The 25359-nt window shown below is 33.0% G+C and carries 21 protein-coding genes and 1 pseudogene; 6 read left to right on the top strand and 16 right to left on the bottom strand.

Features of this window, described 5'->3' with window-relative positions:
* Nucleotides 1-149: 149 nt before the first annotated feature.
* From I583_RS12365 to guaA, 3 genes are all read left to right on the top strand, one after another.
* Nucleotides 150-1235 (top strand): hypothetical protein, encoded by a 1086-nt coding sequence (locus I583_RS12365; RefSeq protein ID WP_010761735.1) that lies wholly within the window; start codon nt 150-152, stop codon nt 1233-1235.
* 106 nt (nt 1236-1341) lie between these two features.
* Nucleotides 1342-2265, top strand: a complete 924-nt coding sequence (gene coaA, locus I583_RS12370) for a type I pantothenate kinase (RefSeq protein WP_010761736.1) — start codon at nt 1342-1344, stop codon at nt 2263-2265.
* Nucleotides 2266-2371: 106 nt separating this feature from the next.
* Complete coding sequence (gene guaA / locus I583_RS12375; RefSeq protein ID WP_010761737.1) at nt 2372-3928, top strand: glutamine-hydrolyzing GMP synthase; 1557 nt, start codon at nt 2372-2374, stop codon at nt 3926-3928.
* A gap of 211 nt (nt 3929-4139) precedes the next feature.
* Here guaA and I583_RS12380 read toward each other — a convergent pair whose 3' ends face one another.
* From I583_RS12380 to I583_RS12430, 9 genes are all read right to left on the bottom strand, one after another.
* Nucleotides 4140-6596, bottom strand: a complete 2457-nt coding sequence (locus I583_RS12380; RefSeq protein ID WP_010761738.1) for an SIR2 family protein — start codon at nt 6594-6596, stop codon at nt 4140-4142.
* Nucleotides 6597-6639: 43 nt separating this feature from the next.
* Complete coding sequence (locus I583_RS17000) at nt 6640-7137, bottom strand: hypothetical protein (RefSeq protein ID WP_010761739.1); 498 nt, start codon at nt 7135-7137, stop codon at nt 6640-6642.
* Nucleotides 7100-8716: an ATP-binding protein gene (locus I583_RS12390; protein WP_010761740.1), complete on the bottom strand. Its 1617-nt coding sequence runs from the start codon at nt 8714-8716 to the stop codon at nt 7100-7102. Before I583_RS12390 ends, I583_RS17000 begins: the two co-directional genes overlap by 38 nt.
* Nucleotides 8706-9953 carry an SIR2 family protein gene (locus tag I583_RS12395; RefSeq protein ID WP_010761741.1) on the bottom strand — a complete coding sequence of 416 codons (1248 nt, stop codon included), beginning with the start codon at nt 9951-9953 and terminating at the stop codon, nt 8706-8708. The genes I583_RS12390 and I583_RS12395 overlap by 11 nt, the downstream gene beginning before the upstream one ends.
* An 85-nt stretch (nt 9954-10038) precedes the next feature.
* On the bottom strand, nt 10039-11541 hold the full coding sequence (locus tag I583_RS12400; protein WP_010761742.1) for a hypothetical protein: 1503 nt from the start codon (nt 11539-11541) through the stop codon (nt 10039-10041).
* Between the two features lie 193 nt (nt 11542-11734).
* Entirely contained in the window at nt 11735-12304 is a 570-nt protein-coding gene (locus tag I583_RS12405) for an antirestriction protein ArdA (RefSeq protein ID WP_010761743.1), read from the bottom strand.
* Between the two features lie 474 nt (nt 12305-12778).
* Entirely contained in the window at nt 12779-13012 is a 234-nt protein-coding gene (locus I583_RS12410) for a helix-turn-helix domain-containing protein (protein WP_010761744.1), read from the bottom strand.
* Between the two features lie 104 nt (nt 13013-13116).
* Nucleotides 13117-13341: a helix-turn-helix domain-containing protein gene (locus I583_RS12415; RefSeq protein WP_010761745.1), complete on the bottom strand. Its 225-nt coding sequence runs from the start codon at nt 13339-13341 to the stop codon at nt 13117-13119.
* 1531 nt (nt 13342-14872) lie between these two features.
* Nucleotides 14873-15262, bottom strand: coding sequence for a hypothetical protein (locus tag I583_RS12430; protein ID WP_010761748.1), 390 nt, complete (start codon nt 15260-15262; stop codon nt 14873-14875).
* Between the two features lie 560 nt (nt 15263-15822).
* Here I583_RS12430 and I583_RS12435 point away from each other — a divergent pair.
* Nucleotides 15823-16404 (top strand): helix-turn-helix domain-containing protein, encoded by a 582-nt coding sequence (locus I583_RS12435; protein WP_010761749.1) that lies wholly within the window; start codon nt 15823-15825, stop codon nt 16402-16404.
* 84 nt (nt 16405-16488) lie between these two features.
* On the opposite strand, the pseudogene arsC reads toward I583_RS12435, so the two are convergent.
* The 6 genes and pseudogenes from arsC to I583_RS12465 all read right to left on the bottom strand — a co-directional run bounded on the left by arsC (nt 16489) and on the right by I583_RS12465 (nt 22070).
* A pseudogene (gene arsC, locus I583_RS12440) lies at nt 16489-16890 on the bottom strand (arsenate reductase (thioredoxin)).
* Nucleotides 16890-17948 carry an ACR3 family arsenite efflux transporter gene (gene arsB, locus I583_RS12445; protein WP_010761752.1) on the bottom strand — a complete coding sequence of 353 codons (1059 nt, stop codon included), beginning with the start codon at nt 17946-17948 and terminating at the stop codon, nt 16890-16892. The pseudogene arsC and the gene arsB overlap by 1 nt, the downstream one beginning before the upstream one ends.
* 175 nt (nt 17949-18123) lie before the next feature.
* Nucleotides 18124-18429, bottom strand: a complete 306-nt coding sequence (locus I583_RS12450; protein ID WP_010761753.1) for an ArsR/SmtB family transcription factor — start codon at nt 18427-18429, stop codon at nt 18124-18126.
* A gap of 311 nt (nt 18430-18740) precedes the next feature.
* Nucleotides 18741-20249 carry a DUF1846 domain-containing protein gene (locus I583_RS12455; RefSeq protein WP_010761754.1) on the bottom strand — a complete coding sequence of 503 codons (1509 nt, stop codon included), beginning with the start codon at nt 20247-20249 and terminating at the stop codon, nt 18741-18743.
* Nucleotides 20250-20354: 105 nt separating this feature from the next.
* The gene (locus tag I583_RS12460) at nt 20355-20657 is read right to left on the bottom strand and encodes a hypothetical protein (protein WP_010761755.1); all 303 of its coding nucleotides are present in this window, start codon (nt 20655-20657) and stop codon (nt 20355-20357) included.
* A gap of 144 nt (nt 20658-20801) precedes the next feature.
* A complete protein-coding gene (locus I583_RS12465; RefSeq protein WP_010761756.1) occupies nt 20802-22070 on the bottom strand; it encodes a RidA family protein in 1269 nt (422 codons plus the stop codon).
* Between the two features lie 386 nt (nt 22071-22456).
* Between I583_RS12465 and I583_RS12470 the strand changes: the two genes are divergently transcribed.
* Nucleotides 22457-22783, top strand: a complete 327-nt coding sequence (locus tag I583_RS12470; RefSeq protein WP_010761757.1) for a winged helix-turn-helix transcriptional regulator — start codon at nt 22457-22459, stop codon at nt 22781-22783.
* Nucleotides 22784-22873: 90 nt separating this feature from the next.
* Nucleotides 22874-23482 (top strand): hypothetical protein, encoded by a 609-nt coding sequence (locus tag I583_RS12475; RefSeq protein ID WP_010761758.1) that lies wholly within the window; start codon nt 22874-22876, stop codon nt 23480-23482.
* 56 nt (nt 23483-23538) lie between these two features.
* Here the strand turns inward: I583_RS12475 and I583_RS12480 are convergent, their stop codons facing one another.
* Nucleotides 23539-25311 (bottom strand): collagen binding domain-containing protein, encoded by a 1773-nt coding sequence (locus I583_RS12480; protein ID WP_016249906.1) that lies wholly within the window; start codon nt 25309-25311, stop codon nt 23539-23541.
* Between the last annotated feature and the right edge of the window lie 48 nt (nt 25312-25359).

The following is a 25359-nucleotide window of genomic DNA, read 5'->3' on the forward strand; positions in this document are numbered from 1 at the left end:
AAAATAAAACGGCCCCTCATCCTATCCAATCATACGATTCAAATTTAACTAATATCCTTAAAAATTGACTAATTGTCATAATCATATTGAAACAGTAATTCTTCCATTATACAATAAAGTTAAATGAAATAAGATAGGAAAACTTACATATGAATAAAAAAAGAATACTCGGCCTAGCCTCGCTATTATTTTTAATTACACTTGGCGGATGCCAAAAAACAACTGCACTAAAAACAAAAGAGTACAATATAGCTATTATTGATTCAAAAAACATCACAACTTTTCTTGAAAAAGACGATAAACTAGAAAAAGTGGAGCAACTTAAACGAACAGACGGAAACCTAAATTTTTGGCGCAATAATTTTTGGACAATGGATAATCATTACTACACAAAAACCTCTGAAAATCCCAAACTTGAAGTTTCCTTAGCAAAAATTGGTCGTGACTTATCAATTGATCTTGTCAAAGCAGAAGGAAATGATGCCTATACTTCAAATGTAGACGGGGAATTTTTTTATACTACCGCCTGTTTTAGTGATCGAACAGAATTTTATAAATATGATAAGAACTTGAAACTACAGTTGAAAAAGGAACTCCGCAAAAAAGAAAGTATCCTAACCAATCAATTGATCCCTCTAGGAGAGTATCTCTATGTTTTATGTGGCTATACTAGCCCTGATGACGGATCAAGTAAAAATATGTTAGTGAAAATGACGAAGGAATTTGAAGTGATCGAAGAAACAGATTTAGGTGATGAAAAAAGTGCATACATGAGAATGGTTCATTTTCAAAATAAATTTTATATTACAGAAGCCAATGCTAGTGTGGGGGCAACTGGTGAACCAGGAGAAGCAAATCGAGTACTTGTATATGATCTAGCAACAAAAAATCAATCGTATCTCACTTTGACTTATCCTTATCCGATGGAAATATATGTAGACGTGCCAAACGAAAACCTAATCATTCGTCACTATGAGCTCTATGTAAAAAGCTATACATGGACCGTTTACAACTTGAAAGACCAATCAGAATCGTTCATTCATTTTCCTGAATACGAAAAATTGGAACAAGAAAAACATATAAATTCTCCATTTTTCACTCAGGATAGTGGTTATTACTATTTTATGTTCGATGATCAACTCACCAAATATGATCCTAAAACGAATACACCGATCAAACTAGACTTATCAGCCTATGACTTTGAAGATACAAGTGCTTTGATTATGAATAAATAAGAATACACACCAAAACTCTACTTTAACCACTCAGTAGGGTTTTGTTGTTTTATGAAAGATGCTATAATAAGCACAGAAATAAATGTTGGCTTTGGTGGAGGAACCGATGGACGATAAAATGAATTATTACCCCATTTCACGGAAGGAATGGCAGGGCTTCTATCATAACGGCAAAGCGCCGCTGACAGAAGAAGAATTAGAAGATATTAAAGGCTTCAATGATCAAATTTCATTGCAGGATGTGCAGGACATTTATGTGCCACTGACTCATCTGATTCATTTATATATGAAAGAATTTGAGTCTTTAACTGTTAGCAAAGGGCTGTTTTTACATGAATATGTACCTGTTCCACCTTTTATCATCGGGATCGCTGGTAGTGTGGCTGTTGGGAAAAGTACCACCGCTCGCTTACTGCAGCTGATTTTATCCAGAACCTTTAAACGCCGCAATGTCCAACTGATCACGACGGACGGCTTTTTGTATCCGAATAAGGTTTTAGAAGCCAAAGGCATTATGGATCGGAAGGGATTTCCAGAAAGCTATGACATGGAAAAGTTGATCGACTTTTTAAACCAAGTCAAAAATAGCCAAGAAGAAATCAAAGCACCACTTTATTCTCATAGTGTCTATGATATTATTGAAGGCGAATATGAAGTAATCCAACAACCAGATATTCTGATCGTTGAAGGAATCAATACACTGCAATTACCAGCCAATCAGCAGATTTACGTCAGCGACTTCTTTGACTTTTCAGTCTTTGTAGATGCAGAACCGAAGCTGATCGAAAAATGGTACCTTGAACGTTTTGGCGCCTTACTTGATACAGCTTTTCTTGATCCAGATAATTACTATTATCAATATGCGATCGGAAACCGTGAAGATGCCTTTGCGATGGCAAAAGAAGTTTGGAAAACAGTGAATTTGAAGAACTTAGAGGAATATATCTTGCCAACTCGAGGCAGAGCGGATATTATACTTCATAAGACTGAAAATCATATTATTGATGAGATATTTATGCGGAAGTATTAATTCGTAAAGCTAGATCTCAAAACAACACTTAACTTGATTCTAAAAAGGTCAAAAAATTCTTTTTGACCTTTTATTAGATAAATCTAAATGGATAGGGGTAATAAATGTGACCAATGTTGCCGATTTGACAACTGTCGAAAAAATTATTGTTTTAGACTTTGGTAGTCAATATAACCAATTGATTACTCGACGTATTCGTGAATTTGGCGTGTTCTCAGAATTATTGAGCCACCGAATCACAGCGGATGAAATTCGCGAAATGGCACCAAAAGGAATTATTTTCTCTGGTGGCCCAAATAGTGTTTATGATGAAAATGCGTTTAGTATCGATCCTGAAATTTATGAATTAGGCATTCCAATTCTAGGAATTTGTTACGGTATGCAACTAATGATGCATAATTTAGGCGGAAAAGTTGAACCTGCTGGTAACCGTGAATACGGCAAGTCAGAGCTATCACTTTTGATTCCTGATTCACCTATTTTTAAAGGCACACCTGAAAAACAAATCGCTTGGATGAGTCATGGTGACCTTGTCGCTGCCATCCCTGATAGCTTTGAAACGGTGGCAACTAGCGCAGATTGTCCGTTTGCAGCAGTTGAAGATACAGCCCGTAACCTTTACGGCGTACAATTCCATCCAGAAGTTCGTCATTCTGAATATGGGAATGACTTATTACGTCACTTTACGTTTGATATTTGTCATTGCGAAGGCGACTGGACAATGGGCAACTTCATCGAAATGGAAATCAACAAAATCCGCGAACAAGTCGGTGATAAAAAAGTCCTTCTTGGCCTTTCAGGCGGCGTGGATTCAAGCGTTGTTGGTGTGCTTTTACAAAAAGCTATCGGCGACCAATTGACATGTATCTTTGTAGATCATGGTTTATTGCGCAAAGGTGAAGCAGAACAAGTAATGGATAGTTTAGGCGGAAAATTCGGCTTGAACATTATTAAAGTAGACGCAAAAAAACGTTTCTTAGATAAATTAGCTGGCGTTTCTGATCCAGAGAAAAAACGTAAAATCATTGGGAACGAATTCGTTTATCTTTTCGATGATGAAGCGACAAAACTTGATGGCATCGACTTCCTAGCACAAGGTACCCTTTATACAGATATCGTAGAAAGTGGAACTGAAACAGCTCAAACGATCAAATCTCACCATAACGTGGGCGGATTGCCGGAAGATATGCAATTTGAATTGATTGAACCGTTGAATACGTTGTTTAAAGATGAAGTTCGTGCCTTAGGAATCGAATTAGGCATGCCTGAAGCGCTAGTTTGGCGCCAACCATTCCCTGGTCCTGGTTTAGGGATTCGTGTGCTTGGTGAAATTACTGAAGAAAAATTAGAAATCGTGCGTGATTCTGATGCGATTTTACGTGAAGAGATCGCCAACGCTGGTTTAGATCGTGATATTTGGCAGTACTTTACTGTGTTACCTGGCATCCGTAGTGTGGGTGTGATGGGTGATGGCCGTACGTATGATTATACTGTGGGCATTCGTGCAGTAACTTCGATTGATGGGATGACAGCTGACTTTGCTAGAATTCCTTGGGATGTGTTGCAGAAGATTTCTGTGCGGATCGTGAATGAAGTGGATCATGTGAATCGGATCGTTTATGATATTACGAGTAAGCCACCTGCTACTGTTGAGTGGGAATAAAGAGCCAACATAATAAGGATGGGGAATGCCGATAAATCAACGTTTTTCAACTTATGAAATGCTTGATTTTCATTAAAAATGATATGGTTCCCTACCATTTTCCCTACCAAAAATCCCTTGTCAGATTAATATCTGATAAGGGATTTTTATTTGTATCATTACTTTTTCTTAAAACACACTAGTTTAATCAAAAGGTAATATTTCAAAATAATTATTTATTTTTGATTATAGAAGCCAAGCTAGATAAATAGGATTTAGCATCTTTGCTTATTCCCAGTTCATTTCCGTTGATAAGTAAATAACTGATTAATTTTTTTATTACATCATTTTCATTAATAAAGTCTTTACGAGCGTAATCATACGAGTTATTATTTGAGCTAAGCGCTTCATACAATATTTTTAAAGTATTCTCATTTTCTTCTACATTTTTATAATTATTTAAATAGCATTCATGACAAAGTATTATTGCTTTCGTATAATGTACATGATCTAAAGATATTTTTACCTTTGAATTCCTTGTATTAGTATAAATAGATTCAAACATTTGATAAGCCGTATTTACGCATCTAGTTGCTTTTTTCAAATAATCTAATCTGATTTCTTTATTTAGTTTACTTTCAACGATCATAGATTTTATATAGCATTTTGATTTTTGATGCATATAACTGGGTTCTGTTGACAATAACTCGGCAAGTCCATCATAGATATCTCTAATTAAGCTAATATCTCTGATCTTTTCATCAAAACCAAAAACCTTATTAATATTATCGAATAGTATATACTCTTTATAAATTGAATTAGCAGTATTGCTTATCTCTTTACCATTCATCTGTTGTAGCAATTGGGTTATTATATAGACATAAGATTCTACGATTATATTTCTATTGCTGTCTTTTTTCACAAAATCTCTTAATACATTGTACAACCAATACTCTGCGTTCAAAACATATTTAGTTGGAGAATTATTTCCATATGTTTTTTCAAAATTCCAAGTGTTTTCTTTATCAATCAAAGGAGTAGTAAACGAAGCTTGTTTTTCTATTTCAGTTAATAAATCTAACATAATTATTTTAGTTGAGTATAGCTTTTTCTCTGTAGCTAATGCAACTAAAACTGCTACTTGAAATTTATCCTCTAAGGATGCATTTTTATGAGTGTACTTATTTTGATTTTTTAATAAATTACTAATTCTTAGTATATTATCTAAAATAGTGGTATTTTTAAAAATAGTTAATTCAGTGGCCGGAAGTAATTTATTTATTTTGTCTAATTCAGATTTAGACATTTTTTTGTTTAGATTGTATTCACAGATATCAGTTTTTTTTAGTTTATCCTTTAATTTCAACTGATTAATTAATCCTAGTAAATCTCTGGAATTCCTATTTGAAAAAATAATTACATGCGAATTTATAGCATGTATTTCATTTTTAGCGTTAAATAACTGCTCTAATTGAGTAGTTGATAAAGCACCGTCATCAAATAACAAAAGGCTATCTTTTTTTGAGATTAAAACTGAAAAAGCTTCAGTATTAATGCTGTCTTTACTTTCAAATAAATATACTTTTTTATTTAAAACCTTTGTCGCGATATCAATCATTAAATAAGTTTTTCCGCTGGCTCTACTACCAAATACAAGTTGAATACAATTACTAGTAATGTCTAATAATATTTTTTCTGACAAATCTCGACTAATAAAATAATACGGTATATATATCTTTCTATTTTTATCCAACAAACCTTTTCCGAACAATAAATAATCCCTGTTGTTTTCAAATTTATAATCTATTCTTTCAGGACGACTACTTATAACAAATGATTCCAATTCGTCAACTTTTATTTTTTCTGATTCTTTCCAAGTCTCATATAAAAAATCATATATATCATCAAATTTATCAAATAGAATGATGTGACTTATTCCAAAAGACTCAAAGTGATCTTTTTCAAGTAAACTAGGTTCGTGTGTAGTACATAGATATCGATTAACATTCTCATAATTTTCTTTTTTTATAGAGACAGTCTTTAAATCTATTTCGTCACTTAGACTACATCCAATATATATTAAATTTTGAAAAGTAAAATCATGGAGCAATTTTTGTAATAAAGGATGGTTTTTATCTAAACTTTCAAGATACTGATCTTGACTGAATATCTGACTGTTTGAATCCTTATAAGTAACTATTTCATTTATATCACCGTGCATTTTTATTACACATTTCTCCTGTGTAAAAATATTATCATTGAACTTTCGATTAGAGTGCACAACATTTTTATAAGAGCTATTTCTCTCAATAGCATCATCAATATTGAGCGTATAAATATATGTCCAAGATATTTCAAGAAATTTTTTCTTAGCATCGCATAGATGAACATGCATAAAATTATCTGTTAAATATTTATTTCGTTTACCAAATTCTATATGCTTATTATATGTGCTAGATAACTCAGAAAATTTTTTCTCTTTTATCATTTTTTGATCACTTTCACTAAAAAGACTTGTATTTAAAAGTTCGTTAGTCATAAATTTTTTATAGTCCTCACCAGAAGGTACTTTTCCACTTCGAGTAAGACAGTCTCTTGAGAATCCAGAACCAATAATAGGTATTAGCATCTTTCTTTTAAACGATTCAATGAGTTCGTCCTTAATTTCATTTGGTTTTACTATTTTCATATTCTTTCCTCCTCGTAAATACAATTCGACCTAATTTTTTTGCCTATCTAGCTCTAATATTTTCAATACACAAGATATATCCTCCAAAATCTCCCCAGCGGTTTCTATCTTCTGACGAGCCAAGTTTTTCTATCCAACTAGTATCTAGTTCCAATTGTTCAGTTAACTTATGGAATGCCTTTAGATTGATCATAAATGTATTATGATAGTTAGTTCTTAATTTATCCTTTTCCTGTTTCTCTTCCCTAGAAAAATAATTCCAGTTAGTTCTCATATTAGAATAGGCTATTGCTGAATCTATAACTTCTTTCCATAGTTCATGTAAATATTCATCTTTGCATTTCAATATTTTAAAAATGGAGTTGAAAATCTTCAATGCCTCTTCGAAAGACATTGAACCATTTTTTTGTAAATAATTATTATAATCAAACATTCTGACACCTTCTTTTTTTAATACATTATAATCACAAATTTGATTAAAGAGGATTTTTTCTAATTGATTTTTAAAGTGTTGGAGTATCACTATCATGGTTTCTGCCACACTTATCTATCCTCAGGTGAATGTCCTGTAGCAAATTTATACTTGATAATATTGCCTCGCCTCTATTTAGTTTTTTTACTTGTCCTAAAATATTTGAACCTAAATGATTTTGTATTGATTTTAACTCTTCTGATTGGGTCAATCTATGAACTAAAAGTGTTCCAATCTGTCCTAAAAGAACACCAGAAACATCTTGAGGATTTTGAGTTGTCAAGAAAAGGAAAATTCCTTTTTTTCTTCCTTCTCGAGCAATTGAAGTTAATCCAGTATAATAATCATTTTCTGAATTTGAAGTTCTTGTATACCTATGCACTTCATCAATAAACAGGACAAATGGTTTTATGTCATTCTTATTTTTATTAACTAAGTAATTACAAACTAAGTCAATAATCATTCCTCCAACGCCATCTGTTGTTCCAATTTCAGATGTATCAATGTACAGGCTTGTATTAGATATCGACGAAAAACTATCCAATTCATACATAAGATTATACTTTGAGTCATCATTATTGAAAAAGTCTACAAAGCTTGTGTTATCTAATTTGTTTTGTAATTTCTGGACTAGCCACTGATGTAAGTTAAACTGAAAATTGTTACTCACAAATCTAGTTCCATCACGATTAACCTGATTTGTTTCCTCAGAAATTTGCGCAGGTAAATCAGATAAGATAAAGTCTCTGTCATTCATACCTACACTAGCCATGTGCTCATTTACTACTGAAACTAATTGATTATTCTTTTCATAAATACCCGATTTATCATTTTTCTTTTGATACCTTAAACTTTTTATAGCATCAGATAAGACTGCTGGTTGAGTAGCATCGTTTGTTTCGAACAGCATAGCCCACTGTTGGATAGATAACTCACTAACTGAAACAACAGTATCAACTCCTAATTTCAATTTTTTAACTTCATTTTCAGCAAATGAGTTAGAATATTCACCAGTAGGATCAATAATTAGTACTTTTTTCTTATCTTTCAATAACTTGTCTAAAATTGCTAGGGACGAAGTTGATTTGCCACTGTTTGTAGCGCCCAGTGCCATTATATGTCTATCAAAAATAGTACTTGGTCTCAAAATAATATTTTGACTATCAAGATTTGAAAACTTTCCAAATGCAGAAAGTGGCATTTCATCATCATTTTTTCTTATCTCAATAGAATCAAGATATTTTTTAATCATCTCTTGATTAGCAATATAAACTTTATCAGTTATCCCTACTGTTTTAAAGCCCGCAAGACTAAATTTATCTTCACCTAGTTTCATCAAGCCTATAATATCAACCCCTATTTCAGGATAAACATCTTCCATAAAGCCATTATTCATGGAATCATGTACACTCTCAGAATTAGAAACCCTTGACTGAAATATTTCACCTATAAATAAACCTTGAACAGAATCAACAACTACAAAGTAGTTAACAGTATTCGGAATAAGTGTTTCTAACTTTATTTTTCGATGTCCCAACCACGATAAATTTTCTATTTGAATAATACTGCTTTCTCTATAAACTTGAGATACCATTCCTAGATAAAAATGACTTTTATCAGTTTCATTATAGAATTCATCAATAATCATTATTACCTGCTCGCTTCCTTTCACTTAAAAAATCTGTTAAGTTATTGTTTAAAGTTGCCTTTAGAAAAGCAATACGAAAATGATTAATTCTAAGTTCATCTAATTCTACCCAGTTTTCATGATTTTGTTCAATGTTATAATCACTAACTAATACAGCTAATCCAGTATTATGCTTAATAGCTTGTATAATCATTTTCGCAATATGATTATCAGCAAAACTAAATCCAGTAGTTATCAATAAAGTATTTTTTCTTCGTAAAAGTTCCTGAAATTTAGTGAAAAGTTCAAAGTATGGATTCTCATAACTTTGCATATATTTGTTAGAGCTTGGAAATACCATAATAGGTTTCTCAACAAGGTTTTTATTTTTCCTGTTAATCCTTTTACCATTTATTGAATTTTCCCAAGTTAATGAACCATGAATTTTCAATAAATTAATGATATTTTTTTTATACTCTAGTTCTTTTGTCTTAACGTTTGGAATATCTTTCACCAAATTCCATTCAAACATATCACCATCAAAATATGGATTATATGAAAAAGTAAATCCGTCCATAACAGTAAAATCTAAACTTTCAGCTGCCTCTTCAAATAAAGTATCATAGTTTGTTGTTACTATCGTTAATTTATTAGGCTTCTTTATATATTTAGACAAAATTTTCAAAAAAGATCCATGCTTCATCTTAGAACCATCGAAATTGTAATTAGTATTATCTTTTATAAGATCTAAAATCTTATTTTTCGATTTAATAAATTTTTCTTTCTTTAAATCATCTTTAATAAATTGTTCATATGTTAATAAATTAGATAAAAAATCTTCAAGATTAAATCGATGGTTAAATTTTTTTGTTGTTATATCTAGGACAGGTTCCTCATAACTACTCATTGTTGCTAGTTCTTGTAAAGTGTACGTATCAGATTCTTCACGCATTTTTTCTTCAATTGCTTCAGCAATCATCAAAACAGTTTTTCCAAATTCCTTATCAATCTTTCCTTCTTCCACTACCACAGAGGCTCCTGCACCAGCTAAAACTACAATATTATCAAAAGAATGATTAATAAATTCTGCAACTTCATATCTTATTCTCTCATTAAATTCTTTATGGGTAATCCCTTCATTTGTCTCTTTTTTTACTAGTTCCGAGTTAATATCATTCTCATAGTATTTTTTGTCCTCTCCCTCCATTAGAACTATATTATTGGAAATAAAATGTTTAATTACTGAAATTTCTTTCATTATCCGTTCACTCCATCGCTTTATATTTATCATTACACTAATGCTAATATGTTGAAATTCAGGATTTAGATTTAACTTTTAAATATTAATACCTTTCCACTTCAATTCTTCTCTTTAGCTCGTACAATCTTTTTTCATGCGCTAAAATATTTATATCGCTTTTATCCTCAGAGAGTTTCATATCATTTAACATAGAAATAAGTAATTCATCAGTAATAATTAATAGCAATTCTTTTTTTCTTCTATATTGTCCAGAAGCTCTTTCATAGGCAAGATCATTAACTTTTCGACAAACCAACATTCCCACTTTACTAGAGGATTCATTAAATCTTCCAGCCAACTGATCAAATTCAGGGTTGGATACTTTATCAGAGTAGTTTTTACACTCAACATATATATAATTAGATGTTATTTCTGATTTCAGATTACAAAAGAAACCAGTATCTGCCGTATTTACATATGTTATATCAATTCTTTTTCTAGCATTATCTATCGGAGTCTCCTTCTTAGGGTGAGAAAGTGATGGATAAAAAATGAAAGTTAATAATCCTAAAATAAATTCATGATAATCATTTGCATATTTATTTCCACTAGGAATAGATTTTAAAGTTTTAATAAAAGCATCTAGCAAATTATTATAATCATCATCAGAAAAACTATCTTCTTGAATTTTGTAAAGCTCAGCAACATTCAGACTCTTGAAATGCTTCTTATTTTTAAAAGTTTCCATAATAGCTGGATATTTGCTACTAAATTCAAGAACATTTTGTTTTTTATCAACATTATCTCTCTCCCGAATACTTTTTTTAGTCACAAAAGCCTCACCTATATCTTGATTTTTTTTAGGTACTCTATGTTTAATTAATGGACTGTTTGGAACCTGTAATTCCTTTTCTTGAAGAAATTCTAACATATCATGTTGTACGAAACGTTCTTTAGTGAAGGTATAATAGCTTTCTGAAAAGACAATATTCTTCGGAACCAATAAAATTCTTTTCCCATCTATAATTAATTGATTAATACTTTCTTCTTTTTCCCACCTTGAGCTAATATCATTCCAATAAGGTTTTGAAATTTGTTTTTCTGTAGGAATCCCATTTAACTTACACTGTTCGTTTGTATATAGTATCAACTGGTAACGAATTAAATTGGTTACGATATCTGAAATTGTATCATTGCCTACTCCATCAATATAAAATTTCATATCTGATAAAGTCTCTATTGTTTGGAACTGCTTTTGATTACGTTTTTTTATATCAAAAAGTTGTTCAAATATTTCAATTAAGATTTCGGTACTTTGAAACGATCCTCGAGGTTTCCCTTTGGATCTTCCTAAACAAGTTTCATTTGGCTCATTTAAAAAAGAACATAATTTATAGAGTTCTTCTTTTCTATCCAATTTAACAGTTTCATGTATTTTTCTAAAAAAATCTTTAATTATCAAATCACACTTTTCTGACCAAGGGTCATTTTTAGAAGAAAAGATATGAGCATCTAGAAAAAGCGGAAGTTCGTCATCAAGATCTATATCTATAAAATCTAATTCATGTTGACTTTTATTAAGTTTAAATATTTCGGATATTTTCATAATACTCTCTCCCTATTGTAGAAATTTTATACGAATATTTCCTATAAATGTATACTCGCAAACGCATTCAAAACGTTAACATCTCAATTATATCAAATTATGCATAATAAAAATACTTTATGCTTAGTTTATTTCACTAATTATCCCCAGAGGTTCTTTAAAACTATATTTAATGTATAACCAATAAAATAGTTTAGCCAAACTCAATATAATACCCATTTGCAAACTCTCCACTAGTCCCAAAATCATAATCTCTTCCAATAGCTTCATAATCAATATAATTCGCCAAATGTTCTGGAATATCATAATACCCCAAATCTACCAAAGCATATCCCAACTTCTCATGATCACTCACTCCTGTATCATCCAATTCAATAACAGTTACCTCAGCCCCTCTATTTTCCGCAATCACTTGAACAACTTCATCTGGATAACTCATATACTCTTCTAAACTATCATATCTTTCTGCTAAAGATTGAGGAAAGTCGTATTCCCCTACAGAAAAAGGCACATCATAATCAGTAATAAAATACTCTTCATATGAATAACCAAATTCATCCACAAACTCATTTCCCACGCAAATCGTTTGATAAGCTTGCGCCAAGTCTTCCTCATCAAATGGAAAATGTAAATACACACCCAACAAAAAGCCTTCATTATAAGCTTTCAAATTAGTTAAATATATCCAATGATCGCTATCTCCACCAACTCTTTTCCCCTCTTGCTCCATCATCATTTCTTCCGTTACTTTTACTAATTCCATTTTAATCTTCCTCTCTTTGTCTTTTTGACTATCCATTTTGTTTCGAGCCGAGGCGCAGGTTGTTAGGATGCAATCCTGACGATTTTCTCTTCTCTTTTAGTTTTCAAAGTTTATGTATCAACTTTCAATGAATGATTCATTTTGCTCTTCGCTTTCGGCGCAATTGACACAGCAATTTTTTTGATTGACGGAAAGGACGAAGTATTCGAAGGCTTGCCTGATTCCTTGTAGGCAATCAAAAAAATTGCTAAATTGCATTGTCCGAACTCGAAAGGGCAGAATGGAACATGACAGAGAGACATACAGTTGGAAAAGGAAAACACGTAAAAAAAGAAGCTTGCGTATGCAAACTTCTACCAACTCATCGTCTTTAATTGTTTTTGTTTTTCTCAATATCTAAAATGCTATCAATGACATCTAAAATCTTGTCTTATTGTGAATATAAAGATAATTTATTCATGTTTATTTGCAATTTCATTTCCCCTTCTTATTTGGAAAATGCACCTTCACATCACTAACCCCACAAATATAATTCATATCAACATTGTAAAACTTAGCAAGTTTAATCATAGACTCTAAAGGGATTCTCGTCTTACCATATTCATAATCAGCATAAGTTCTCTGACCCACGTTTAACAACGCTGCAACTTCTCTCTGTGTATAATCGTTATCCTCACGTAATGCCCTTATTCGCTTAATATAATCCATAGCCATCCCTCTTTTTGATTATTCTATCCTAGAGTTATAAACTCAATTACTATTTAGAGCTATAAACTCTTAAATTAACTATCTATCATTTAGCATTGAACTAACTATTTTTTAGGAAATGAGTTCTTCACATTACTAATTCCACATATATAATTCATATCAACGTTATAAAATTTAGCTAATACAATCATGGAATCTAGAGGTATTCTCGTTTTCCCATATTCATAATCAGCATAAGTTCTTTGTCCAACACTCAACAGCGCTGCAACTTCTCTCTGTGTATAATCATTATCTTCACGTAATTCTCTTATCCGCTTTATATACTGCATGACTTGTCTCCTTTTTTAATTATTTTACGATAGAGTTATAAACTCTATTGACTTTTAGAGCAATAAACTCTAAAATAGATTTAAGAACAAAAACAACGAATGAAAAAATAGAAATCATTAGGAGGTTCAACATGGCTCACCCAGTAAAAATGATCACCTATCAAGATCTACATAAACTAAATCATTCAATCCAACAATTAAAGAACTGGCACGAAACATTCAGTTCACTAAAAAACAACTCCCAAAATCATTCTATTCCCGATAACCTCTTCTATGAGCATGAGCGAATACTAAAAACATTAGATCAAGAAACACAAAAACTTAAAAGCAAACAGAAACTGAAAAATATTTTGATTTAAAATCCTAGCTGCAAAATAGGATTTTAAAGTTCATCAGTATTAGCCAGAACTGATACTGATGAACGATAGATTTAAACAAGTAGTTGACTATCTAACTACTTGTTTTTTTGCAAAATATCTTCAGACGGATGCGAATATCTTATGATGTTTACACAAAGCATTTTAATATATAACACAACTTAATTTCAGTTCAAAAAAGGCTAGCGATAATTCCTCTAAACCTCATAACAACCATTTTTGTTACTTTCTTATAGTTCCTGCCATGTGAACTATTGATAACTAATCTGTTGAGAAAATCTAAAAAACGAAATTAGACAGCATCTTTAGTCCTAATTAAGTTTCATATTGAACAAAAAACAAATTGACAGAGAAAGCGTTTCATAATACAATCATTTTCTAATCAGAATAATAAAGAGTTGTTGCTCGATGAAAAAATTTATCTTATTGTTGTTTGTTACTGTATTTTTACTCCCATCGTCAAAAAAGCATTTAAGTAGTGTTATGAACTAAAATTTATAGACCTACTGCTAAATACAAACCTACTGCTCTAAAATAGTTTGGCAAGCGTATTGGTATTCTTCTGCTGCCACTCAAGTAGGAGGTATGAAACAACCATTAATTGTAAGTCCTTATGATTTACCAGCATACTTTAATTCAAGACCTGCTCATGTTGGAACCTGGTCTGCATAGGTCTCCACCTACGTATAAAAAAAATATAAAGGATAGTAAAACTATGAACCTATTTAGATTTCTTTTTAATATAATTTGGGGCATTCTTGCTTTTTTAATTCCATTTGGTCTATTACGTGTAATAACAAAAGCCAGTTATAATGATTTCTCTGGTAGCGGTACAATTATTTATACTACAATGATTATCATTTATGTGATTGTAACTATCCTTTTATCCGTAATCTGTTCAAAAAAGTATTTCTATTTTTTAGTTTTGCTAGCAATACTTTGTATTGTTTATCCGTTACTATTAATTTATTTCCTCAACAATTTTAAAATGTAGTCGATAAACAATCGTATGAACTTATTAGTTACGTTCATACGATTGTTTTTTGTAAAATTAATACAGTTTATTCAATTGATTTTTCGACTTATACTAGTTTTTAACAACGTATTTCGTTTTACTTTCTTTCTCAGAAAATATATTTCCTTCTGTTTCTTCCCTATTTGACATATACTATACTTTCTTCTCTACTCTCACTGTTAAGTTCGTAATGGATTGTTACCTTAGCCTCTTTTTCTTTGAGCTTTGAAAGTTCATTAGTCAAATCCAATTCAGTCTCTTCCTCACTCAAAATATTGGTTGTAAACACCGTAAGCCCCTGAGTCTCATCAATTAACGCCCATTTATTATTTTTCTTTGTCGAAAACTCGGTCTCAGAGTCTAAAATTGTAATAATATCTTTGGTATCATTTTTAATTAACAATTTCATTCCTTGAAACTCCAAAGTAACTAAAGACTCTTCATTCTTAAGGTCTTTATCATTACTACTAATTTTTGAACAGCCTGCTACTAACAGTAACATTAGACCTATTAAATAAAATTTATTCATCCGCTCTCCTTCTCTCATCATGAATACATTCAATCGATTCCGTTATTTTGTCCAAGGTATTATGCTGAAGAACCGCCCAACTAAAAACGCCATGCAATAACTCTTTGTTGCTCCATGGTAATTTTCCCACGAAATCATGTCCTTAGCATAATCGATGTTCTTCTCTTCTATTTTTTTGTTGTCAATTCTATCGCTTTACCAGAATTATCATAGGTAACATAAGCATATCACATTATAGAATCGTACTTTCCTCAAATTATTTATTTTAACTATAATTAATTGATCGCTTGTGCCATAATTATTTTTATGTGGTATTTCGTCTATCTAATAAAAGGCTCAACTGACGATCTAATTCTCTGCCATCCTAGAAAATAAACACACGATATGTTTATTTTAGATACTATTTTCCTTACTTGGTTCATACTCGTGAAAAACCAGTTATATCAACATTTCTATCGATGTAAACACCTGTATACACCCGTATTTCTACCAAAGTACACTCTAATAGACAGACAAAATATCCTCTTCTATATTATCTTAGACTCAAAGGAGACAACAAAATGAACTTTAATAAGCAATTAAAACTTTATCGTGAAAGAGATGGTTACTCTCAAGAAGAACTTGCAGAAAAAATCTATGTCACACGGCAAACAATTTCTAAATGGGAGAACGATCATACTTATCCTGATATTCATAATTTGATTGCATTAAGCACTCTTTTTGATGTCACTTTAGATGAATTAGTCAAAGGAGATGTAGCAATTATGAAAAACAATCAACACATCGAAGCGGAAAAAATGAATCGACTCTCTTGGGTTATGATTGTATTTATTGTCCTAACAGTCCTATCCATTGGTCCTGCTATGATGCTTTGGGGTTGGTACGGATTGGGTATTTCTTTTGTTCTTTGGGGAATTTCTATGATTGCAGCTTTAAAAATCGAGAAAATCAAAAAGGAAAGAGATGTTCAAACCTATAGTGAAATTGTTGCTTTTATAGATGGGGAAGATCTTGAAGCAGCCAGAGCCAAACGCGACAAAAAAAGGGATCGCTGGAATAAAACAAAAATCGTTTTGAGCTTTTCATTAGCAGCTGGTGTACTTACTGCGATTAGTTCGTTTTTATGGATTTGGCTTTCGTAAAGTTCTTTAGAAAAGTTATAGAAGGAACAAAGGAGAAGACCATTGGTTGATGGTTTTCTCCTTTGTTTTTCTGTATATTTTTTATCACAAATCTTTTATTTTCTTTTCTATCTCATTCCTTGTTTTTCTAAACATACTCATAATCTCTTCTTCTGTTCCTGTTGCTTTGGCAGGATCTTCCAAGCCCCAATGAATGTGCTGAACAGATTTAGGAATGACCGGACAATTATCTAACGCATCCCCACATAACGTCACCACTAAATCAGAAGAATTTAGAAATTCTAAATCAATAACTTCTGATTTATTTTGGCTAATGTCGATGCCGATCTCAGCCATGATCTTGACCGCTCTTGGGTTAAGTCCATGCGCTTCAATCCCTGCACTTCTGACTTCTCATTCTTTTGGATCTAAAATTACTTTAGCTAAACCATCTGCCATTTGACTGCGACAAGAATTACCTGTACATAAAAAATAGATTTTTTTCATTAGAACAGCGACTCCTCTTTATCAAAGTATTTGTTTTTCCATTTTAATGCTAAATTTACCAAAGCAATTAATACAGGGACTTCAACGAGTGGTCCAATAACTGCAGCAAACGCTTCTCCAGAGTTAATTCCAAACACACCCACAGCTACCGCAATGGCTAATTCAAAGTTATTACTTGCTGCTGTAAATGAAAGAGACGTTGCAACTGGGTAGCTGGTGCCCATTTTTTTAGATAGTAAAAAGGATACAAAAAACATTAAGACAAAATATAACAGCAGTGGTATCGCTATTCTAACAGCATCCAACGGTAATTCAATAATTTTGTCTCCTTTAACAGAAAACATTGTAACGATCGTAAATAATAAGGCCACTAATGTGATCGGACTAATTTTAGGAATGAAGACCTTTTCGTACCATTCTTCGCCTTTTACTCTTGTTAAAATAAAGTGCGTAAGGAATCCCGCAATAAATGGAATACCTAAATAAAAGAAAACACTTTTAGCAATTTCTCCCATGGTGATACTCAAACTGTGCGCTTCTAAACCAATTGCCTTTGGTAATACCGTTAAAAAGAGGTAGGCAAAAATAGGATAGAAAATAATTTGGAAAATTGAGTTAAATGCAACTAACCCTGCAGTATATTCATTATCCCCTTGCGCTAACTCACTCCACACGATGACCATCGCAATACAGCGCGCTAAGCCAATCATAATTAGGCCCGCCATGTACTCTGGATAATCTTTCAAGAAAATCACGGCTAATAGAAACATTAAGATAGGACCCACGACCCAATTTTGAAATAAGGACAATAATAGCACTTTCCAATCTTTAAAGACGCGCCCAATTTCATTATACTTAACTTTTGCTAAAGGTGGATACATCATTAATATTAAGCCAATCGCTAACGGAATCGATGTTGTGCCATAAGACAGGCTTTCCATTGCTTTAGGTATGCTAGGAAAAACGTAGCCGACACCTACCCCAATAGCCATTGCTAAGAATATCCACACGGTAAGATACTTGTCTAATATCGACATCTTTTTTGTTACACTATTCATTCTTATTCATCCTCCAACTTCTATCAACCGACACATAGATGGATATCTATGTGTTAGGTAAAAAAATATATTTTTCTACTCTCTATTATTTTATAACGTACTAGCCATTCAATCATTCAGCTATATTATCACTCCATCAGAGCCTATGAAGCCTTAACAGCTGAATGATTTTCTGTTATACATTATTTTTCTGACAAATACAATTATCTGAGTTAAAAAACAACTGATTGAATTCTGTCATGAATACTTTTAACTCATCTTGATTTAAACTGTAGTGATGCCACTTGCCTTTCTTTGTCATCTCTACAAAGCCAGCATTTTCTAATATTTTCATGTGATGAGATAACGTTGGTTGGGTAAAATCAAAATGGACTAAAATATCACAGGCGCACATCTCACCACAAGAAAGCAGATCAATAATCTTCATTCTTTTAGGGTCAGTTATTGTTTTCAATTTCACTGCATAACTTTCATAATTCATTTCTTCACTTCCTTTTTACTTCAATTCTAAATCGTTAGATAAACAGCTACCGTTAAAAAATATCAAATAGTCGAACTATTAGTCGACCAATAACTACATGATTAAAATACTTCCGCTTCACATAGATACACATCTATGTATAAAATTAATATAGAGGAACATCTATGTATTGTCAATAGATATTATCTTTTTTTGCAAACATAGTATTATTATACATAGTCGCAAAAAATTAAAGACAAGCAGCTGACCAATCAGCTACTTGTCTCTCAATAAAAAATTTAACTTGGAATTTAAAGTGATCAACAACCACTCTAAATATAATACAAATTCTCAGACGGATAAACCGCATCACTGGTAATATCCAATCCTAACTCTCTTAACGTTTGCTCATCATTCTTACTTAACATCACAGTAGAATGTGCTTGTACACCATTCAATTCAGACAATTTATCGTAAGCTAATTGTGCTGTTGGGTTCGTAACGGCACTGATCGCTAAAGCAATCAAAATTTCATTGGCTTTTAAAGCCGTAATTTTACTGTGAAGATCTTTTCTTTTCATCGTTTGAATCGTTTCTAGAATCACTGGAGATAATAATAAAATTTCATCTGAAATATTGGCTAATGTTTTGATTGAATTTAGAATAGCAGATGAACATGAATCCATTAAGCTGCTGGTTCTTCCTGTTACAATTCTGCCATCTGTTAACTCAAACGCAATAACGGCAGGTGTGTCATTACTTTGGGTTTGTTCTCTTAATCGTTCTGAATACTCTCTAGCAGGAAGCACCGCTTTTCGGTCTTCTTTTTTCAGCTCGACTTCTTCCATGATCAACTTAATGCGATTGACTGTTTCTTCATCGATCAAGCCTTTTTTAAAGTCACATTCTGTGGCAAAACAGCGACGGATGATTTCTTGTTTAGAGGCTTCTTTCACTACATCATCATCGATGATCCCAAAACCAACACGGTTCACACCCATATCCGTTGGTGATTGATAGACAGATTCTGCGCCGGTAATTTTTTCAATGATTCGTTTGATCACAGGGAAGGTCTCAACATCACGATTGTAATTAACAGCAACTTTTTGGTATTTATCAAAATGGAATGAATCGATCATATTCACATCTTTTAGATCCACCGTTGCAGCTTCATAAGCAATGTTTAAAGGATGTTTCAACGGAACATTCCAAACTGGGAAGGTTTCAAATTTTGAATAACCAGCAGTCTTACCGTTACGGCTTTCATGATACAGTTGGTTCAAACAAGTCGCTAATTTCCCACTACCAGGACCAGGTGCTGTAACGACTACGATTGGTTTTGTTGTTGGAATATAGTCATTTTTCCCAAAACCTTCTTCACTGACGATTTTCTCAAGATTTGATGGATAGTCCTCGATTGCCGCATGTTTATAGACTTTGATATCTCTTCTTTCCAATTTGTTGATAAACATTTTTGTAGAAGGTTGTCCACTGTAGCGGGTAATAACCACACTGTTGACTGCTAAGCCATACTCTCTTAATTCATCGATTTGGCGCAAAATATCCATATCATAGGTAATCCCATAATCGCCACGAATTTTATTACGCTCGATATCCCCTGCATAAACACAAATCAAAATCTCAGCCTGGTCTTTTAATTTTTGTAACAGTTTAATTTTAGCATCCGCATCAAAACCTGGCAAAACACGTTTTGCATGCATATCCCCAATCAATTTCCCACCAAACTCTAAATATAATTTATCGTAATGATCGACCCTTTCAAGGATATATTTTGACTGCTCTTCGATGTACTTTTGTGGATCAAAACCTAGTTTTTTCACGTAAGAACCCTCCGATATTTGTATACTGCCATCTATTATAAACTTATTTACTACTGATTACGATATAGAATTTCACTTTAATGTTGAAAAAAGATCGCTATCTTGTCAGATATTTTCGATATATACAGATTCCCATAATAAACAGGATTGCCAAATTTTTAGATACAACACTACTATACCTGGGACCATCACACTGACTCCGTAATACACCCACCTAACAAATAATTTACCTGCCTGTCTTTCCATTTTATTTTCTGGAGAGATTTCATAGCTTTTAATATCTAGAAGATTTCTTGCTAAAAATAACCCATTTGATTTATCCACAAGTATTGCAAATAACAGAAGAAGCAAACTAAATATAACTAAAAATAGTAAGACTTGGTCCTTTGAAGAAAATAGATTTTCCATCTTGAACCTCCTTTAACTTCCACACATTTTTCATTCTATTATACAGCAAAATAAACCTATGTTCCTCCATTAGCAAAGGTAACACAGGTTTATTTTATGATTCTTTTCTTGTAGCTAGAACTTTCATAACTTTTAGTTTAGCTATTATACAATCGGCGGTGTTCCTTCCGCATTGCCAACAATTGCATCAATCTGGACCAACGCACCTTTAGGTAATTCCGATACACCAACCACTCTTCTGGCAGGCACACCATCTGGGAAAAATCTTGCATAAACTTCATCTACAGCATCCATATCTTCTATATTCTTAACAAAGATATTCACTTTGACCACATCAGTCATTACATGTTCAACACTTTCAATGATCGCCTTGATATTCTCTAAACACTGACCTGTCTGCTCTTTTATTCCACCAGTAACCATCTCATTCGTTTTTGAATCGATCGGTAATTGGGCTGAAATATTATTATAATGTGAAAAAGCAACTGTTTGTGTTGAGAATGGACATTTCGGTGCAAGTTCGGTATTATTCGCTTCGATGATCAGACCATGTCTATCTTCAATCGCTTGGGGCGGCGTACCATCTCCATGTGAAACGACTGCTTCAATTTGAACTGCAGCGCCCATTGGTAGATCTTTTACTGCAACCACTGTTCGCGCTGGAACATACGCAACTGTTCGGGCAATTGCTGAATCCGGGAAAAAGGTTGTATACACTTTGTTTACAGCATCCATCTTCGACAAATCTTTTAGGAAGATCGTAATTTTAACGATATCATCGAGCGGAACATCGATACTTTCTAAAATTGCTTTGATATTTTTTAGACATTGACCTGTCTGTTTTTTAATACAACCAGCTACTACTCTCCCTGTTTTAGGGTCAATCGGTAATTGGGCTGATAAATTATTGTAATGTGAAAACGAGACCGTTTGCGTCGATAATGAACTGGTTGGCGCATTTGATGTATTGTTTGTCAGTTTGATCAAATCACCTGCTTGAGGAGCATGCGGAATGGTCCCTTCACCATTCGAAACAAGAGCTTCAATTTGTACTAAAGCGCCCAGTGGTAAATCCTCTACCACAACTACCGTTCTTGAAGGCTGGTAACTCGTGAAAAATGATGTGTACACCTCATCTACTGCATCGACATCTTTACTATGCTTAACAAAAATAGTGATTCGAACAATGTCATTCATCACATGATCGATACTTTTTGCAATTGCTTTGATATTCTCAAAGCACTGTTCAGCTTGTTTGTTAATACCTCCTGCTACCAATTGACCAGTTACGGGATCGATCGGTAATTGGGCTGAAAAGTTATTGTAGTGAGAAAAAGCAACTGTTTGTGATGCTAGTGGATTCTGTGGTGCATTTTTTGTATTTCTTGCTAGTACTGCGTTGTTATTGCTCATATTCCTGTTCCTCTTTTCTTTTAGATACATTCAAATAAAAAATATTCTCCCTACGGAATGATACCGCTTTCAAATTAACCTTCATAAAAAATTGCTTTTTCCAATGTTAACCAGGAAACATAGAAGTTTCTCTTTGATAGGTTCACCATTTTTTACTCTTCTGCTTTTATTATAAAAATCATGACAAATTGACAAAAATTTTACCACTCATTTCAGTCTACAATAATAGCGCTAACATTTCAATAACGTATTTTAAAATTTATAGAACCATCATTCTCATTTTTACAATGAAAGTTGATTTTCTGCCATAAACATGCAACAATTCTTCTATATCAGAGTCACTGCTATAAGCTGACTCATCTTCAAATGTTAGGAGCAACTTTTTAATGATAAAAAAAGAAGAAATGCCGCTTTGCGATGTAGCAACGACAGTTCAATTGATTGGAAGTAAGTGGAAAACGTTGATCATTCGAGATCTAATAACAGGTCCAAAAAGAAATTCCGAATTAAAGCGATCGTTAAAAGGAATTTCTCAAAAGGTCTTAACTGATAGTCTTAACTCAATGATTCTAGATGGCATTGTAGAAAGAATCGATTTCCAAAAAGTGCCACCTCATGTTGAGTATCAATTAACCCCTTTAGGAGAAAGCTTATTGCCTGTCATTGAATCCATGAGACAGTGGGGACAATTTTATAAACAGCAGTTAGGATAGATAGTTACAAATTAGTGCCTACTTAACATTTTCAAAAAAGTTGTCTATACTTTATTACAGATAGCAACAACTATTAAGGAGGAGTTTTAAGTGAATACTGAATTTACACCAATTGAAGCCGTTCATACCGCTGTTGAACAAACCATACTAAATGGCGAGCCCGTTTTAAGAGTTGTAAAAAAAGATAAAATTATGGAATTTGACGAAAATACGTATGCTAAACTAAACAACTTAACTTTTCATAACGGAACAATCGAAGTGAAAATGTTAAGCCGCTTATTGCCAGATGCACCAGATTTTGCGCGAGGATTTATCGGTATTGCCTTTCGGATCAATCATGACGATACCAATTTTGAATCTTTCTACGTAAGACCAACAAATGGTCGCATAGATGATCCGGTTAGAAAAAATCGTGGGGTGCAATATTTTTCCTATCCTAAATACACCTTTGACTATTTCCGAAATCTTGGCATTACTGATTTTGAGGGTCCAGCTGATATTGGACTAGATGAATGGATCAGCTTAAAAGTAGTGATCGATGGAGCTCGTGGAGAGTTTTATTTGAACGATAGTGAAGAACCCGTATTGGTAGTGGAGAATATGAAACATGGTGCTGATGCTAAAGGTGGGATTGGTTTCTTTGTTGATATTGGGACAGAAGCATTCTTCAAAGAGTGGAAGATTACAGCAATTGATTAGATAAAAAGGATAAAACAAATAGTCGGTACTATTTGTTTTATCCTCTATCCTATTGTTTATTTAGCGGTTCTTTTACGATTCAATACATATGCTCCAAACGTCGACATAATCACTGCCAAACCAGCAACCATACCAACATAGCTATCTTCGCTACCGGCTTTAGGTAATTGTGCTTTTGATTGAGCTTTAGAAGCCTTCAAAAGTACTTTATCAGCTTTTGGTTGTTTCTTTTCTTCTTTGACTGGTATCATTTCACCTTCTGCATGCCCATTTGGTTTAATATCCTCTTTTACAGGCTTGTCTTGGTCTACCTCTTTACCAGAAATCGCCGGTTCTAATGATGGTACTTCTGTTACTTTCACCGTTTCTGGTTCAATTGGTTTGATTTCTTCTAACTCAGTTGATTCATCGTCGATTGTTTCGACTTGTTCATCAACGTAGATTTCTGGGCGTTCTTCTTTGGCTTCATTTAGCTCTTCTTCTTGGCTTTCTTTCGCCTTTTCTTCCTCGATCGGTTGGATCTCTCCTAATTCTCCTGATTCATCTTCGATGATTTCAGTTTGTTCACCAACATAGATTTCGGGTTGCTCTTCTTTTGCTGTATTTAGCTCTTCTTCTTGGCTTTCTTTTGCCTTTTCTTCCTTGATCGGTTGGATTTCTCCTAATTCTCCTGATTCATCTTCGATGATTTCAGTTTGTTCACTAACATGGATTTCGGGTTGCTCTTCTTTTGCTGTATTTAGCTCTTCTTCTTGGCTTTCTTTCGGTTGCTCTGGATCAAACGATGTGATTTCTTCTAACTGACCGGATTCATCTTCAATGATTTCTTCTTGTTCGATCGGTTCTTTGATTTGTTCATTTTCATCGCCAGTCGCATTTCCATCCAAAAAGATATTCTTCACTTGATGAGTTGCAACTTCGTTGATTGCTTTTTCATAATAAAGTTGGTACTCGATTTGACAATCGTTGGTAAAGTTCGCTTGTTTTTTCCCAGCTTCTGTTATCGTTGCTGTGTACATGATTGAAAATGAAGTCAAACGCGCTTTTTCGCGATAAAGACGAATCACAAAAGCATTATCTGCTCCAAATTCAACTGTACCATATCGCTGATTTTCAAACTCTTCCAAACTTAATGTTGATTGACCTAAATAGTTATCGATAGTAAACATAAAACTATCTTTATTTAATACTTGGCCACCACCTGATTTATCTGTCAGCACGATGTCATTACCTAATTCACTTTTATTCAAATTTGCATTTAAAAACCAACGGATTTGACCTGATTTCCCTAATAGGTCTCCTGTTTTATAAAAGAAAGGTTTCTCACCTTCCACACCACCGCCGGTATGTCCTTTAATCACAATATTTGGTACAGTGATTGATGTACCTAAGTTTGCAGGTATCTCTTTTACTGTATTTTCTGCAACATTTTTTACACGCACGCCAAATGTAAATTCACCTCGGACACGATCAAGCTGGTCCACTTTCTCGTTAAATGTAGCAATTACTTTATCTTTATAAACACGGACTATTCCTAATCCATTTAAATTAATTTCTCGTGGTACGCTGTCAGAATCTGCAAGACCTTCTAGCTCTTTTGGTAATGTTAAAGTCAATGTATCTCCAGCTTTTAACTTTGTATCAGATTTTTCACTGAAGTTTACCCGAATAGAGGTAAGTTCGCCATCTGACAATTCTGTTTTATCAAAATGAATCGAATCAACAAATCCTCCACTATTTAATTCTGCCGCCAATGACTGTTCACTAAAACCAACTAATCCTAAAAACCCTACAAACATTACTACACACCATGATAATTTCTTTAACATCTTTTATACATCATCCCTTTCTCTGATTGATATAGACCAATATGTATT

This window comes from Enterococcus haemoperoxidus ATCC BAA-382, assembly GCF_000407165.1.
GTDB lineage: Bacteria > Bacillota > Bacilli > Lactobacillales > Enterococcaceae > Enterococcus_L > Enterococcus_L haemoperoxidus.